Origin of the sequence: Methylobacterium sp. EM32, assembly GCF_040593685.1 — a bacterium.
In the GTDB taxonomy this organism is placed as follows: Bacteria; Pseudomonadota; Alphaproteobacteria; order Rhizobiales; family Beijerinckiaceae; genus Methylobacterium.
Genome location: NZ_JBEXZS010000041.1, coordinates 21,395 through 34,609, shown reverse-complemented (window position 1 = coordinate 34,609; position 13,215 = coordinate 21,395). Strand labels below are relative to the sequence as shown.

At 72.3% G+C, this 13,215-nt stretch carries 13 protein-coding genes; 3 read left to right on the top strand and 10 right to left on the bottom strand.

All coding sequences use genetic code 11. The features are described 5' to 3' along the window. Positions 1 to 59 precede the first annotated feature (59 nt). Together ABZT49_RS06395 and ABZT49_RS06390 are read left to right on the top strand one after the other, a co-directional pair. Positions 60 to 899, top strand: coding sequence for a hypothetical protein (locus ABZT49_RS06395; RefSeq protein ID WP_355284502.1), 840 nt, complete (start codon positions 60 to 62; stop codon positions 897 to 899). 49 nt (positions 900 to 948) lie between these two features. Then, entirely contained in the window at positions 949 to 2,088 is a 1,140-nt protein-coding gene (locus ABZT49_RS06390) for a glycosyltransferase family 61 protein (protein WP_355284500.1), read from the top strand. 230 nt (positions 2,089 to 2,318) lie between these two features. Here ABZT49_RS06390 and ABZT49_RS06385 read toward each other — a convergent pair whose 3' ends face one another. The 7 genes from ABZT49_RS06385 to ABZT49_RS06355 all read right to left on the bottom strand — a co-directional run bounded on the left by ABZT49_RS06385 (position 2,319) and on the right by ABZT49_RS06355 (position 9,403). Further along, the gene (locus tag ABZT49_RS06385; RefSeq protein ID WP_355284497.1) at positions 2,319 to 3,965 is read right to left on the bottom strand and encodes a lipase family protein; all 1,647 of its coding nucleotides are present in this window, start codon (positions 3,963 to 3,965) and stop codon (positions 2,319 to 2,321) included. Between the two features lie 55 nt (positions 3,966 to 4,020). After that, positions 4,021 to 4,920: an alpha/beta hydrolase gene (locus tag ABZT49_RS06380; protein ID WP_355284495.1), complete on the bottom strand. Its 900-nt coding sequence runs from the start codon at positions 4,918 to 4,920 to the stop codon at positions 4,021 to 4,023. A gap of 586 nt (positions 4,921 to 5,506) precedes the next feature. After that, on the bottom strand, positions 5,507 to 6,631 hold the full coding sequence (locus tag ABZT49_RS06375) for a metallophosphoesterase (RefSeq protein ID WP_355284616.1): 1,125 nt from the start codon (positions 6,629 to 6,631) through the stop codon (positions 5,507 to 5,509). Between the two features lie 119 nt (positions 6,632 to 6,750). Next, positions 6,751 to 7,812, bottom strand: a complete 1,062-nt coding sequence (locus ABZT49_RS06370; protein WP_355284492.1) for an LLM class flavin-dependent oxidoreductase — start codon at positions 7,810 to 7,812, stop codon at positions 6,751 to 6,753. Between the two features lie 364 nt (positions 7,813 to 8,176). Then, positions 8,177 to 8,461, bottom strand: coding sequence for a hypothetical protein (locus ABZT49_RS06365; protein WP_355284489.1), 285 nt, complete (start codon positions 8,459 to 8,461; stop codon positions 8,177 to 8,179). Positions 8,462 to 8,625: 164 nt separating this feature from the next. Then, positions 8,626 to 9,123 carry a peptide deformylase gene (locus ABZT49_RS06360; RefSeq protein ID WP_355284486.1) on the bottom strand — a complete coding sequence of 166 codons (498 nt, stop codon included), beginning with the start codon at positions 9,121 to 9,123 and terminating at the stop codon, positions 8,626 to 8,628. A 109-nt stretch (positions 9,124 to 9,232) separates the two neighbouring features. Next, positions 9,233 to 9,403, bottom strand: a complete 171-nt coding sequence (locus ABZT49_RS06355) for a hypothetical protein (RefSeq protein ID WP_355284483.1) — start codon at positions 9,401 to 9,403, stop codon at positions 9,233 to 9,235. 149 nt (positions 9,404 to 9,552) lie between these two features. Here ABZT49_RS06355 and ABZT49_RS06350 point away from each other — a divergent pair, with 149 nt between their 5' ends. Next, positions 9,553 to 11,109 (top strand): Do family serine endopeptidase, encoded by a 1,557-nt coding sequence (locus ABZT49_RS06350; RefSeq protein WP_355284481.1) that lies wholly within the window; start codon positions 9,553 to 9,555, stop codon positions 11,107 to 11,109. A gap of 63 nt (positions 11,110 to 11,172) precedes the next feature. On the opposite strand, the gene ABZT49_RS06345 is transcribed toward ABZT49_RS06350, so the two are convergent. The 3 genes from ABZT49_RS06345 to ABZT49_RS06335 form a co-directional block, all read right to left on the bottom strand. Beyond that, positions 11,173 to 11,814, bottom strand: coding sequence for a TetR/AcrR family transcriptional regulator (locus ABZT49_RS06345; protein ID WP_407943450.1), 642 nt, complete (start codon positions 11,812 to 11,814; stop codon positions 11,173 to 11,175). Continuing rightward, the gene (locus tag ABZT49_RS06340; RefSeq protein WP_355284478.1) at positions 11,754 to 12,227 is read right to left on the bottom strand and encodes a nuclear transport factor 2 family protein; all 474 of its coding nucleotides are present in this window, start codon (positions 12,225 to 12,227) and stop codon (positions 11,754 to 11,756) included. The genes ABZT49_RS06345 and ABZT49_RS06340 overlap by 61 nt, the downstream gene beginning before the upstream one ends. 97 nt (positions 12,228 to 12,324) lie before the next feature. Then, the gene (locus ABZT49_RS06335; protein ID WP_355284476.1) at positions 12,325 to 13,215 is read right to left on the bottom strand and encodes a hypothetical protein; all 891 of its coding nucleotides are present in this window, start codon (positions 13,213 to 13,215) and stop codon (positions 12,325 to 12,327) included.

Here is a 13,215-nt window from a genome sequence, read left to right as displayed (position 1 = left end):
ATCTTCCGTGGTCCGGCCGGCCTCCCCGCCGTCCCCCGCCAAGCGCAGCATGGGAAACGATGTCGTCCGCCCCTCTCACGCCTCCGAGCGACATCTTCTGCGCGCCCCGGCCGGTCGACAGCCTCGACGGCTGCTTCTTCACCCACGCGATCGACCTTCCGGGATACGGGACGATGCCCGGCCAGTGGGACATGCGCGCCGCCGTCGAGGACTGCCTCGGCTTCGTCGCGGTGGACGGCAAGCGGGTGCTCCATGTCGGCTGCGACAGCGGCTTCCTCGGCTTCGAGATGGAGATGCGGGGGGCGGAGGTGGTCTGCCTCGACGGGGCGGACGGCCGCGCCTGGGACATCGTCCCGTTCCCGCAGCACGACGCCGCGACGACGCGCCGGCAGCTCGACCAGCATCTCGACGCGATCCGCCGGGCGTACTGGTTCAGCCACCGCGCCCTCGGGTCGCGGATCCGGCTGGCGCGCGGGACGGCCACCGCGATCCCGGACCTCGTCGGCCCCGCCGACATCGTGGTGATGAACCAGGCGCTGCCTAGCCTGCGCGACCCGTTCCGCGGCCTCCACGCCGCCGCGCGGTTCTCCCGCGAGACCATGATCGTCACCGACGTCGCGGCGTCGCGGCGCTCCTGGCTGCGCGACCTCGCCCGGCTCTCGCGCCGGCCGGCCTTCTTCGTGCCGCGGCCGCACCGGCCGGAGGGATGGGGCACGTGGTGGCGCCTGCCGCCCGAGACCGTGCGGGAGATCCTGGCGATCCTCGGCTTCGCGGACTCGGCCGTGCACCACCACCGCCAGCCCCATCTCGGCACCCCGCGCCCCTGCTACACGGTCGTCGCGCGCCGGACGGGCCCGACCGGCGACGATCCGGACGACGAACTGGACGAGGCACGATGAGGGCCGAGGGGCGGCACGCGAGAGCAGGCGGGACGGAGAGCAGGCGGGCATGCGGCGAGCGCTGAGACGGACCTTCGGCATCGCGGGCGGGGTGCGGATCGCGCCGGAGCCGCCGCGCCTGCGCGTGGTGGAGAACGCCCATTACCTGCCCTTCGACCATGACGGAGCCTGGGGCGTGTTCGACGCGGAGCGCCGGATCGTCGAGGAGAGCGTGGATTACCTCGGGCCGGAGCGGCAGCTCCAGCACCAGGTGACGGCGTGGCCGCAGGGCCTGTCCGGCCCGGTCGAGGACGCGCCCGAGGCGCACTACCTCTATCTCGGCCAGCTCAATCCCCATTACGGGCACTTCATCGTCAACACGCTGGCCCGGTTCTGGCCGATGCTCGAGGACGGCCGCGACCGGCCGACGCTGCTGTGCCACGGCTATTTCGGCGGGCACGATCTCCTGGCCGGGCGCCCCTTCGTGACCGAGATCCTCGGCCGCCTCGGGCTGCGGCTGGCCGACCTCACGGTCTTCGACCGTCCGGTCCGCATCCGGCGCCTCACCGTCGTCGCACCGGCGCTGGTGGAGATGGCCTGCGCCCATCCGGTCATGGCCGCCCTCGGGGAGGCAGTCGGGCGCGCCTCGCTCGATGGCGTCCCGGTCGACGCGGAGGCCCGGCCGGTCTACCTGTCGAAGGCGCGGCTCACCGACTACGTGCAGCGCATCGAGAACGAGGGCGAGCTTGCCGACCTGCTGAGCCGGGAGGGGATCGACGTCGTCCACCCCGAGACGCTGACCTTCGACGAGCAGGTCCGGCTGCTGGCCCGGCGCCGGACGATCATCGCGGGCCTGGGATCGGCCCTGCACACCGCCCTGTTCGCGCCGCCGGGCCGGTCGATGATCGTGCTGAGCCCGCACCCGGACATCAACGCGACCTACCTGCTGATCGACGCCCTCAAGGGCAACCGGTCGCGCTACTACCATCCGCAGGGCCTGGTCTCCGTCCAGGGCGAGCACCGGCAGCTCACCTCCTTCGCGGATCCGCGGCGCATCGCCGAGGAGCTGCTGTTTCGCCTCGCGCATCCCGAGGCGTCGGAGGCGTGGGACGGCCTCGACGCGCGCGCGACCTGGCACACCTCGCCGTCGATCCCGGCCCTGCCGTCCCGGCTGCGGCGCAGGCGGGTGTTCGGGCCCGGCGCAGGGTGAGGGCTGCGCGACCGCCGCGACGCCGCCTTGAGAGCACGTCACGATCGCGTTGCCATCGTGAAGCTCTCCAAGTGCTTGTTTTGCCGCATACCTCCGACGAACCGGTATCCGCTTCGTCGGAGAATGCCCTAAGCAGACTTGCGTTGGCAGGCCAACGCTTCGTCCGCTTAGGCTCTTGTTTTGTCGCAGATTTTTGCCGCAAAACCGGCAGCCACTTTTGCGAAATCTGCTTAGCTGAACGCTCCGTCCGCCGGGGCCGCGCGGCCCTCGTAGATCCCGTAGGACAGGTAGTGGAGCAGGGGATCGATGCCTGCCCGCGCCACGTCGGGGTTCTGCGCCAGGTAGAGCTTGGTGTCGAAGGCCTTCGACGGGTCGCGGCCCTCCCGCCAGCCGTCCCGCGCGTAATGCGCCAGGGGATCGACCCCCGCGGCCTTCACGTCGGCATAGGCCGCCAGGTAGCCCTCCGTGTCGAAGACCGCGTTGCCGTCGCGCCCCTCGCGCCAGCCATAGGTGTCGTAGTGGGTCTTCGCGTAGGCGAGGGGATCCCCCGTCGTCAGGGCCGCCGCCGCAACGTCGGCATTGGCGAGCAGATAATATTCCGCGTCGAAGCCGCGGGCGGCGGCGAGGTCCGCGACCTCGCCGATCGCCGCATACGTCGCCCGGCCCTCGTAGCGGCCGTAATCGAGGTAATGCGCCAGCGGGTCGATGCCGGCCGCCCGGACGTCGGGATTGCGCTCGAGGTAGAGCCGCGTGTCGAAATTCGCGCCCGGATCGCGGCCCGTCCGCCATCCGTCCGCGTCGTACTGGGCGAGCGGGTCGGTCGTGACGGCCGGGTTTGCGGCGCGGTAGCCGAGGGTGGAGAAGAACGGGTTCGGGTCGCGGCCCTCCCGCCAGCCGTCGCGCGCGTAATGCGCCTCGGGATCGACCCCCGCCGCCCGCACGTCGGCGTAGCGAATATTATAGAACGCGTCGCTGACCAGCCCGCTGCGGTCGAGGAGATCGCCGTAGAGGCTCAGGTACTCCGTGCCGGCGATGACCCGGCTCGCATCGACCTGGACCGGCGCCCCGGCATTGAGGGACGGCGAGAACTGGTCGCCGTAGAAGGTCAGCGGATGGAAGACGGCTGCGAGGGCGCCCACCTCCGCGAAGCCGAGAGCCGGATCGAAGCTGCGGGAGGTGACGTCGAACTTCTCCGTCGCCGTGATCAGCAGCCGGCGCTCCAGCGGTCCGAGGGCGCCGTTGGCGATGTCGATGTATGTCGGATCGCCGACGCGGCGGATGTCCGTGTCGAACAGGAACGCGCCCTCGTAGTTCCGCGGCGTCGCGCTGTAATTGCCGACCGGGTCGCCATAGGTGACGTAGTTGGTCAGGTTGCCGCCCGGGAAAATGAAGTTGCCCTCGTCGATGCCGGGCGCGGCGAAGGTCGTGCCCCCGAGGCCGAGCCGGGTCGACACGTAGGCGGCCGCCGCGGCGCCGAGCGAGTGGCCGGTGACGACGACGCCGGCCTGGGGATTCGTCGCCTTTGCGGCCGCGACCACCGTCCCGGCGAACGCGACCGCCTGGTCGAGGGCCTCCGGCACGTAGCCGAAGAAGAGCGCGAGATCCGCCTGGACCTGGGCCTCCAGGAAGGCCGGGCGCTGGAGGATGCCGGTCGAATCGGTGCCCTCGAAGCCGATGATGATGGTGGGGTCGTCGCCCCCGGTGATGAAGGCGGCACCGTGGAACCCGGTCGTGTCGTCCAGGCCGGTGTCGAACGTGTTGGGCGCGTAGTAGAACGGCTGGAGGCCGGCCGGGTTGGGCGGCAGGGCGTTGCTGTCGGCGTAGCCGTACATCCAGCTCGACACGTCGAAGAAGTTGTTCAACGTCGGTGCGGTCATGGCAGGGCCTCCGGTCGAGATGCGGCGGGGTTCGGCGGATGGTTGGTCCTTGCGGTCATGGCGGCCCCGCGCCGTCGAGCCGGGACCGGATGAACGCTCCCGCCTCGGCCAGGGCCGCGCGGCCCTCCTCCAGCTCCGGGTGGAACAGGTGCCAGGCGTGGATCATGTGCGGCCAGATCCGCACGCTCACCGGCACGTCCGCCGCCCCGGCCGCCCGCGCCAGCCGGAGGGCGTCGTCGAGCAGGATTTCGGCGGACCCGACCTGGATCAGCATCGGCGGCAGGCCGGCGAGGTCCCCATCGAGCGGCGAGACGAGGGCCTGGCGCGGGTCGGCGCCGGCGAGGTAGGCGTCCGCGAGCTCCGCCAGGTAGGCGCGGCTAAGGAGCGGGTCGATGGCGGCCTTGCTGTCGAGGGTGGCGCCCGAGAGCGTCAGGTCGACCCAGGGCGAGGAGAGCCAGAGGCAGCGCGGCGGCGGCAGGCCGGCCTCACGCAGCGACAGCACCGTCGCGAGGGCGAGGCCGCCGCCCGCGCTCTCCCCGGCGAGCGCGATGCGCTCCGGCGCGATCCCCCGGTCGAGGAGGAAGCGGTATCCGGCGAGCGCGTCCTCGAGCGCCGCCGGGAAGGGGTGCTCGGGGGCGAGCCGGTACGCGAGGGCGAGGGTGCGCGCCCCGGCCTCCCGCCCGGCCCGCGCCACGACGTGGCGATGGCTGTCGAGCGAGCCGGCCATGTAGCCGCCCCCGTGCAGGAACAGGACCACCCGCGCCGGATCCGCCGCATCCGTGCCGGTCCACTCGGCGGGCACGCCCCCGGCACTCACAGGCTCCACCGTCACGTCCGGCGGCAGCGCGTAGTCGGCGCCGAGCCCGTCGAGGCGCGCGCGCCGGGCCGCGAGATCGACGGGGCGCGGCCGCGCGGCGAGGCGGGCACGGATGCGGTCGAGTTCGGCGATCGACATCGGGGCTCCTCGGGGGGATTTTCGCGCTGGGGACGGGATGCCGTCAGCGGGACGGCGCGCTCCGGGCTTCGCATCCGCGTCGCGGGCGCTCCCGGGCCACGCGATGATACGGCCGCGGACCGAGGTCATGGAAAGGACCGCCTCCCACCCGCAATACAGAAGACGCACCAGGCGTGCGGGCATTGCTGCGGATCATCGCGGCCCCTCCCGATGACTCTCTCGCGACTGCTGTGATCGACGATTCGACAGTCGCGCCGGCACTGCGGCCGAGATTGATATTTCCAGAAAATTTCTAAGATACAAGTTGCAAAATTACATCGTCACGATCGAGGATTTGGACTGCATTTGCCGTTATTTTTAGAGGTAGCTCGCATCATACCGATGGTAGGGCATCTCCGACGCGGTTACGCCCAAATCGTTATGTCCACGCCACCGATCGGTGGAGGGAACCCGATACGACGGCGCGCGCGGGTGATGCCGGGCTTGGGTCCGCGTCGGCCGCAGGGCCATCCGGGGAGCCGTGTCTCACCGCAACGGAAGGGGGATCCGACGCACGGCCCCCCCGAGCCTCTCGCGATGGGCGGGCTCAGGCGCCGGGCGCGGCCCGCAGGGTGAAGCGGGTCATCTCGGAGGGCCGGCCGAGGCGGAGCGCGAAGCCCGGCCAGATCCCGGTGCCGTTGCCGACATAGAGGATCATGCCGGCGACGTCGTAGCGGCCCGAGACGAAGCCGTTGTTGCCCCGCGCCACCAGCCGGTCGAGGCCGAGGATCATCCCGCCATGGGTGTGGCCGGAGAGCTGGAGCGCGACGCCCCGGGCCGCCGCCCGCTTCGCGGCGCGGGGCTGGTGGTCGAGGAGCACCACCGGCGCGCCGGGGGGAGCACCCGCGAGCGCCGCCGCGAGGTCGGGGCCGGCCTCGCCGGCGGCCGGGGCCGAGGCATCGGTGACGCCGGCGAGCACGAGGCGGTCCTCGCCCCGGGCGAGCACCGCGTGGGCGTTCGGCAGCAGGGTCAGGCCGAGGCCGGCGAGGTGGCGCATCCAGGCTGGATAGTCGAAGAAATACTCGTGGTTGCCCGGAATGGCGAAGACCCCGTCCGGTGCCCGCAGGTCGCGCAAGGGGGCGACGTCGTCTCGGCGCATCGCCACCGAACCGTCGATGAAGTCGCCGGTCACCACGATCGCGTCGGCGTCCGCCCCATTGGCGCGGTCCACGACGGCGCGGGCCCAGGGCGCCGGGAAGAGGCGGCTCAGGTGCAGGTCGGTGAGCTGGAGCAGCCGGTAGCCCTCGAAGGCCGGCGGCAGGCCGGGGATCGCCACCGCCACGTCCCGGACCGGCGGCACCCGCACCGCATTGGCGACGCCGAGGGCCGCGAGGCCGGCCGCGAGCCCGGCCGCCCCGAGCCGCACCCCGTCCGGGACGGCGACCGGGCTCCAGCGCAGGAGGGCGGTTGCCAGGGCGCCGAGATCGACGAGGATCTGCAGCACGGCGAGCAGCAGGATCGCGCCGAACGCCCAGTTGAGCGCGAGCACGATCCCGCGCGGGAATTCGGGCGCGAAGACCGAGCCGGAGGAGAGCCGGTTCCAGAGGTGGAACTGCGAGGCGGCGAGCAGCAGCAGGGCGAGGAGGCCCTTGGCGGCGAGCGGCAGCCCGAGGGGCGCGAGCCAGCGCACGATCACGTAGGCGCAGGGCGCCGCGAAGATGAGGTGGAAGATGGCGGGTCTCCTGTCGTCGCCCGATCGCCGTGTCCGGCCCTCCCGTACCGGCCCCGGGGCGCGGCGGGGAGGGGTTTTTCCGGACCGAGACGGGGCGACGCACCGACGCCCCCGCGGGGCTATCCCAGTATCTCGCCCGGCATCTCGCCCGGCCTCTCGCCGAGCATCTCGCGCACCAGCGGCGCCACCTTGGTGCCGTAGAGCTCGATCGAGCGCATCAGCCGGTCGTGCGGCAGCGGGCCGGCGCTGTACTTGAGCTGGAACCGGCCGAGGCCGAGCCCCTTCACCGTCGCGGCGATCTTCCGCGCCACCGTCTCCGGGCCCCCGAGATAGAGCGAGCCGTGATCGGCCTCGCGGTCGAATTCCTGCCGCGTCATCGGCGGCCAGCCGCGCTCGGCACCGATGCGGTCGCGCATGCGCTTGTAATCGGCGAAGAATTCGTCGCGGGCGCCCGCATCGGTCTCGCCGACATAGCCCGGGGAGTGGACGCCGATCGGCCGGACCGTGCGGCCGAGCTGGGCGCAGGCCCGGTGGTAGAGATCGACGTAGGGGCGGAAGCGCTGCGGCTCGCCGCCGATGATGGCGAGCATCAGGGGCAGATCGTGATGCACCGCCCGCACCACCGAGTTCGGGCTGCCGCCGACGCCGATCCAAGTCTTGGGCGGCGTCTCCGGAATCGGGAAGACCGACTGGTTGTCGAGCGGCGCCCTCGTGGTGCCCTGCCAGGTCACCGGCCCGCCGGCGAGCAAAGCGGCGAACAGCTCCAGCTTCTCCTCGAACAGGGTCTCGTACTGGTCGAGCGGGTAGCCGAAGAGCGGGAACGATTCGGTGAACGAGCCGCGGCCGAGGATGACCTCGGCGCGCCCGTTCGAGAGACCCTGCAGGGTCGAGAAGCGCTGGTAGACCCGGACCGGGTCGTCGGAGCTGAGCACCGTCACGGCCGAGCCGAGGCGGATGCGCTCCGTGCGTCCGGCGATCGCCGCCAGCACCATCTCGGGCGAGGACACCGAAAAGTCCTCGCGGTGGTGCTCGCCGATGCCGAAGAAGTCGAGCCCGACCGCGTCGGCCAAAATCCCTTCCGCGACCACGTCGCGGATGACCTGGCCGTGGGGCAGGAGCTCGCCGTCGCGGGTGGTGACATCCCCGAACGTGTCGAGGCCGAATTGCAGGGCGTGTGTCATGGCGGAGAAGATGGACGCGGTCGTCCGCGTTTGAAATGCGCAGCACTGCAAGGACGGGCTTGCAGCGGCGCATGGGAAGCCTGGACCCTGGACCGTGCGGAGAGGGGGCGCGCCCGACCTTAAACCCCGCTCGAAGATCTCGACAGTCTTTATACCCTCCGGGTCATTCCGGGGCCGCGGAAGCGGAGCCCGGAATCCAGAACCGCGGATGGTTCAGGATAGAACGGAGACCGTTCCACCTTCTTCCGGAACACCTGTGGTTCTGGATTCCGGGCTCCGCTGCGCGGCCCCGGAATGACGCGGAGCTTGGGAATTCCGTAGAGGCCAATCAAACAGGCTCCCGGAACCCAGCCCGGGACGACCGTCAGCGCGGGAAGATGTGCAGCCCGTCATCCGGCAGCAGGTTGCGCGCCGGGCCGCCGGTCTGCTGGCCGCCGCCCTGCTGGTAGGCGGGCCGCTCGGGATGGCGGTCGTTGTCGCCGCCGGTGTCGTACACCCAGGGGGCGGACCACGGGGCGCGTCCGCCGATGGTGCCGGTGGCGTCGATGTCGCGCGGGCCGTAGCGGTAGGCCGGGCCCGGCTGGGCGGCAGCCGCGAGCGTCGTCGCCAGCAGCGCGGCCGGGATCAGGAGGGTGCGGAGGTGGCGCATCGGCGTCCTCGTCGAAGAGTGGGGCGGCCGCCGAAAGCGGCCGGATTGCCGAGATAACGGCCACGCCGGGCCTGCCGTTCCGGCATCGCGGGCTTGCCGTTCCGGCATCGATGGACAGCCTGCCCGGCCGGGGCTTCCCGTCCGGTTAAGGCATCCGGGGGATGTCAGCCCCGCCGCAGCTTGGCGTAGCGCTTGAGCACCCGCTCGCGCTTGAGGCGCGACAGCCGCTCGATCCAGAACAGGCCGTCGAGCTGGTCGATCTCGTGCTGGAGGCAGGCGGCGGAAAACCCCTCCTCGTCGGCCTCGTGCGCGGTGCCGTCGAGGTCGCGCCAGCGCACCCGCACCCGGGCCGGCCGCTCGACCTCCTCGTCGACGCCCGGCATCGAGACACTGCCCTCGCGGTGGCGGGCGGTCTCGGGCGAGGCGGAGACCAGCTCCGGGTTGACGTAGACAAGCGGCGCGAGGTCGAGCCCGGCCCGGATGATCGTCAGCCGCAAAGGCGCGCCGACATGCGGGCCGGTGAGGCCGAGCGCCGAGACCGCCCGCAGGGTGTCGAGGAGGTCGTCGGCGAAGGCCCGCAGGGCGTCGTCGAAGGACGTGACCGGGGGCGCGGCCAGGCGCAGGCGCGGATCGGGGTAGAGCACCAGGGGGAGGGCGGGCATCGGATCCTGCTCGAGCATTTTCCGACGAAGTGGATACCGGTTCGTCGGAGGTATGCGGTAAAACAAACATCTAGAGAGCTTCACGACGGCAGCGCGACCGTGAAGCTCTCTAGCGGGTGTGGAACGATTCGGGCCACAGGCCGGCCCGCTCGATCCCGACGACCAGCACCACCACGGCGAGCGCCACCGCGAGCACGACCAGCAGGTTGCGGCCCGGCACGCCCCGGGCGATCAGCACCAGGATCAGCAGCAGGGAGATGACCGAGACGACGACGTCCATGGAGGATCCTCGGGGTACGGGGAATCGGGCCGGAGGCGCCTGACCAAACCGTAATCTTCACGCCACGGCCCGGTCAGGGCCGCCGACCATAATGGCTCCATCGACCGGCCGCGAGCGCGGCCCTCGCCAGACGGAGCCTTGAGACCCCGATGACCCAGACCACCCAGACCACCTCCCACGAGTCCCGCCGCTTCCACCGCAAGGCCCTCGCCTCCGTGGCGGCCGTCACCCTGGTGGCCACCGGGGCGCTCGGCACCGCCTTCCTGCCCCCGAGCAGCCCGGCCTACGCCCAGGCCCTGCCGCAGACCCCGATCACCACCGCCGAGCATCCGCCGGGCAGCTTCGCGCCGATCGTCAACCGGGTGAAGCCGGGCGTCGTCTCGGTGAAGGTGAAGCTGAAGGACGACGCCTCGGACGACGAGGAGGGCGGCGGCCAACAGAGCCTGCAGAACGTGCCGCCGCAGCTGCGCGAGTTCTTCCGCCGCTTCGGCGAGGGCGGTCCCGGCGGCGGCATGGGGGGCAACATGGGCCGCCCGCAGCGCCACGGCGGCGGCGCGGCTCAAGGGTCGGGCTTCTTCATTTCGGCCGACGGCTACGTCGTGACCAACAACCACGTGGTGAACAACGCCAAGACGGTCGAGGTCACGCTCGACGACGGCCGCACCCTGCCGGCCAAGGTCATCGGCACCGACCCGAAGACCGACCTGGCGCTGCTCAAGGTCACCGATGGCGCGCCGTTCCCCTACGTGAAGCTCGCCCACGGCGCGCCGCAGGTCGGCGACTGGGTGGTGGCGATCGGTAACCCGTTCGGTCTGGGCGGCACGGTCACCGCCGGCATCGTCTCGGCCCGCGGCCGCGACATCGGCGCCGGCCCCTACGACGACTTCCTGCAGATCGATGCGCCGATCAACAAGGGCAATTCGGGCGGGCCGACCTTCAACGTCTCCGGCGAGGTGGTGGGCGTCAACACGGCGATCGCCTCGCCCTCGGGCGGCAATGTGGGCCTCGCCTTCGCGATTCCCTCCGAGACCGTGCAGGCGGTGGTCGACCAGCTGCGCACCGACGGCAAGGTCGCCCGCGGCTATCTCGGCCTCCAGATCCAGCCAGTGACGAAGGACATCGCCGACAGCCTCGGCCTCGACAAGGCCAAGGGCGCGCTGGTGACCAGCGCCCAGGACGGCACGCCCGCCGCCAAGGCGGGGCTGAAGTCCGGCGACGTGGTCCAGGCGGTGAACGGCGACCCCGTCACCGATGCCCGCGAGCTGTCGCGCAAGATCGCCTCGCTGAAGCCCGGCACCAAGGTCGACCTCGCCTATCTGCGCGGGGGCAAGGCCGAGACCGCCCAGGTGACCCTCGGCTCGCTGCCGAACGACACCAAGGTGGCGAGCCTCGACGACCGCGGCGGGCGCCGCGGCGACAGCCAGCCGCGGCTCGGCCTCGGCCTCGCTCCGGCGGATCAGGTCGGCGCCGGCCGGGAGGGCGTCGCGGTGGTGAGCGTCGATCCGGACGGCCCGGCGGCGGCCAAGGGCATCCAGGAGGGCGACATCATCCTCGACGTCGGCGGCCAGCCGGTCTCGACCCTCTCCGACGTCGCCGCCCGCATCCGCGCCGCGGAGACCGACGGCCGCAAGGCGGTGCTGATGCGGGTCAAGAACGACAAGGGCACCCGCTTCGTGGCGATCGGCCTGCAGTCCAAGAACGGCTGACCAAGAGCGGCTGATCCTCCGAACGGACAGTCCGGCGCCGGCCCCGCGAGGGGCCGGCGCTCTTCATGTCGGGCGGCCCGCGCCCTCGCCGAGCGCCGCCGCGAGCCGGAGCGCGAGCCGGGCGAGGGTCCGCCCGAACAGGCCGGGATCCTGCAGCGCGCTCGCCGTCACCAGCGCGCCCTGGATCGCCGTGACGGTCTCCTCGGCGAGGTCGAGCGCACGGGCCTCGGCCACCCCGCCCCGGGCGAGCGCGGCGGCGACCGCGTCGCGCCAGGCGGCGAAATAGGCGTCGATGCGCCGGGCGAAGGCGTCGCGGGTCGTCGAGAGCGCGAAGGCGCCGACGAGGCAGATGCGCCGCCCCGACCGGAAATACCCGTCCGTCTCCGCCAGCATGGCGCGCAACGCCGCGGCGGGGTCCGGATCCTCGCGCAGGGGGCGGAACATCCGCGCCTCGAACCACGCCTCGATCTCGGTCAGCACGCAGGCGGCCATCTCCTCCTTCCCACCGGGGAAGAAGTGATAGAGGCTGCCCTTGCCGAGCCCGGTGCGCCGGGAGATCGCCGACAGGCTCGCCCCCTCGTAGCCGTGCTCGCGGAAGGTCTCCGCCAGCAGCGGCAGGATCGCCTCGCGGGTCTGGGGCGCCCTCAGAGCCCCAGCTCCGTCAGGCCGGGATGGTCGGCCGGGCGGGGCCCAGAGCGATCCCAATGGAAGAGGCGCTCGCCCTCGGTGATCAGCAGGTCGTTGATGCTGGCGTGCCGCGCCGCCATCAGGCCGTTCTCCGCGAACTCCCAGTTCTCGTTGCCGTAGGCGCGGAACCACGCCCCGGATCCGTCGTGGAACTCGTAGGCGAAGCGGACGGCGATGCGCGCGTCCGACCAGGCCCAGATCTCCTTGATCAGGCGGTACTCGTGCTCGCGGGCCCATTTGCGTGTCAGGAAGTCCACGATGGCCGGGCGGCCCTGGAAGATCTCGGCGCGGTTCCGCCACCGGCTGTCCGGCGTGTAGGCGAGGGCGACCTTTTCGGGGTTGCGGCCGTTCCAGCCGTCCTCGGCGGCGCGGACCTTCAGGAGGGCGGTCTCGCGGGTGAAGGGCGGCAGCGGCGGGCGGCTCTCGGACATGGCGGGGCTCCTCTTCTGTACCGATCGGTAAACTGGCATCGGGACAGCGTCAAGCGCACCGGATCCCGCCGGAGACCGGCCGCGAGACCGGCGGGGATCAGGTCCGGCAGAGCCGGGCGAGCCGCCGGCCGGCGACCCGGCCGCGGGGCGTGCCGTCGGTGTGCACGGCCTCGCCCGACAGCGCGATCCGGGTCGGGTTCTCGATCAGGGTGTAGCGGGTGCGCGCGGCCGGCAGGCCGAACTGCACCGCCCAGAGCCGGAGGGAGGCGCAGAAGGCGCGCAAGGTGGCGGGCCCGAAGCGCAGGGGATCGAGCACCGGGGCGACCTCGGCGGCGCCGTAGGGCAGGGCGCGGAAGCCCGCGAGCCGGTCCGGACGGCCCTCCGCGAGGGCGAAGGCGGCGCTCGATTCCAGCCCCAGGGCCCCGGCGCGGTCCGGCGGGGCGGTGGTGAGCGCGACGGAGAGCGGCTGCTCGGCCACCAGCACCACGGCGCGGTCGGGCGCGCCGGCGAGGTCGACCGCCAGGGGGCGGTAGCCGGCGCCCGGCTCGCGCGGCACGGTGAAGACGAGGCCGACGAGGTCGAGGGCGGCGGCGGAGCCCGAGACCCGGTCGGGATGGGCAGTCCAGCCGATCAGCCGCTCGCGCTGGGCCCTGCGCTCGGCCGCCACGTCGGGGATCTGGATGTCGGGATCCTGAAGCGTGCCGCGGATCGGGGGGCCTGCGGGAGCACCCGCGCAGACCGGGCAGGGCCGGTCGGGGGACGGCCTCTCGTCCGGCGCAGTCCGGTCCGGCAGGCGGGTCGGCACCGGGACCGAGCCCGGAACCGGCTCCCGGACCGCCCCGGCGGCGACCCCATCGGACGCGTCCTGGGCCGGCCGCGGCCGCAGCAGGCCGATGCGCGGATCGAGGGCCGCGATCACCGCGAACGGGATCGCGACGGCACCGAGCGCCGCCAGGCCGAGCCGCAGATGCCCGCTTCCGTCCCGCAC

Coding starts and splice junctions, on each gene's coding strand:
- ABZT49_RS06395 (WP_355284502.1), top strand. CDS start 60: ATGTCGTCCGCCCCTCTCACGCCTCCGAGCGACATCTTCTGCGCGCCC.
- ABZT49_RS06390 (WP_355284500.1), top strand. CDS start 949: ATGCGGCGAGCGCTGAGACGGACCTTCGGCATCGCGGGCGGGGTGCGG.
- ABZT49_RS06385 (WP_355284497.1), bottom strand. CDS start 3,965: ATGACCGCACCGACGTTGAACAACTTCTTCGACGTGTCGAGCTGGATG.
- ABZT49_RS06380 (WP_355284495.1), bottom strand. CDS start 4,920: ATGTCGATCGCCGAACTCGACCGCATCCGTGCCCGCCTCGCCGCGCGG.
- ABZT49_RS06370 (WP_355284492.1), bottom strand. CDS start 7,812: ATGACACACGCCCTGCAATTCGGCCTCGACACGTTCGGGGATGTCACC.
- ABZT49_RS06365 (WP_355284489.1), bottom strand. CDS start 8,461: ATGCGCCACCTCCGCACCCTCCTGATCCCGGCCGCGCTGCTGGCGACG.
- ABZT49_RS06360 (WP_355284486.1), bottom strand. CDS start 9,123: ATGCCCGCCCTCCCCCTGGTGCTCTACCCCGATCCGCGCCTGCGCCTG.
- ABZT49_RS06355 (WP_355284483.1), bottom strand. CDS start 9,403: ATGGACGTCGTCGTCTCGGTCATCTCCCTGCTGCTGATCCTGGTGCTG.
- ABZT49_RS06350 (WP_355284481.1), top strand. CDS start 9,553: ATGACCCAGACCACCCAGACCACCTCCCACGAGTCCCGCCGCTTCCAC.
- ABZT49_RS06340 (WP_355284478.1), bottom strand. CDS start 12,227: ATGTCCGAGAGCCGCCCGCCGCTGCCGCCCTTCACCCGCGAGACCGCC.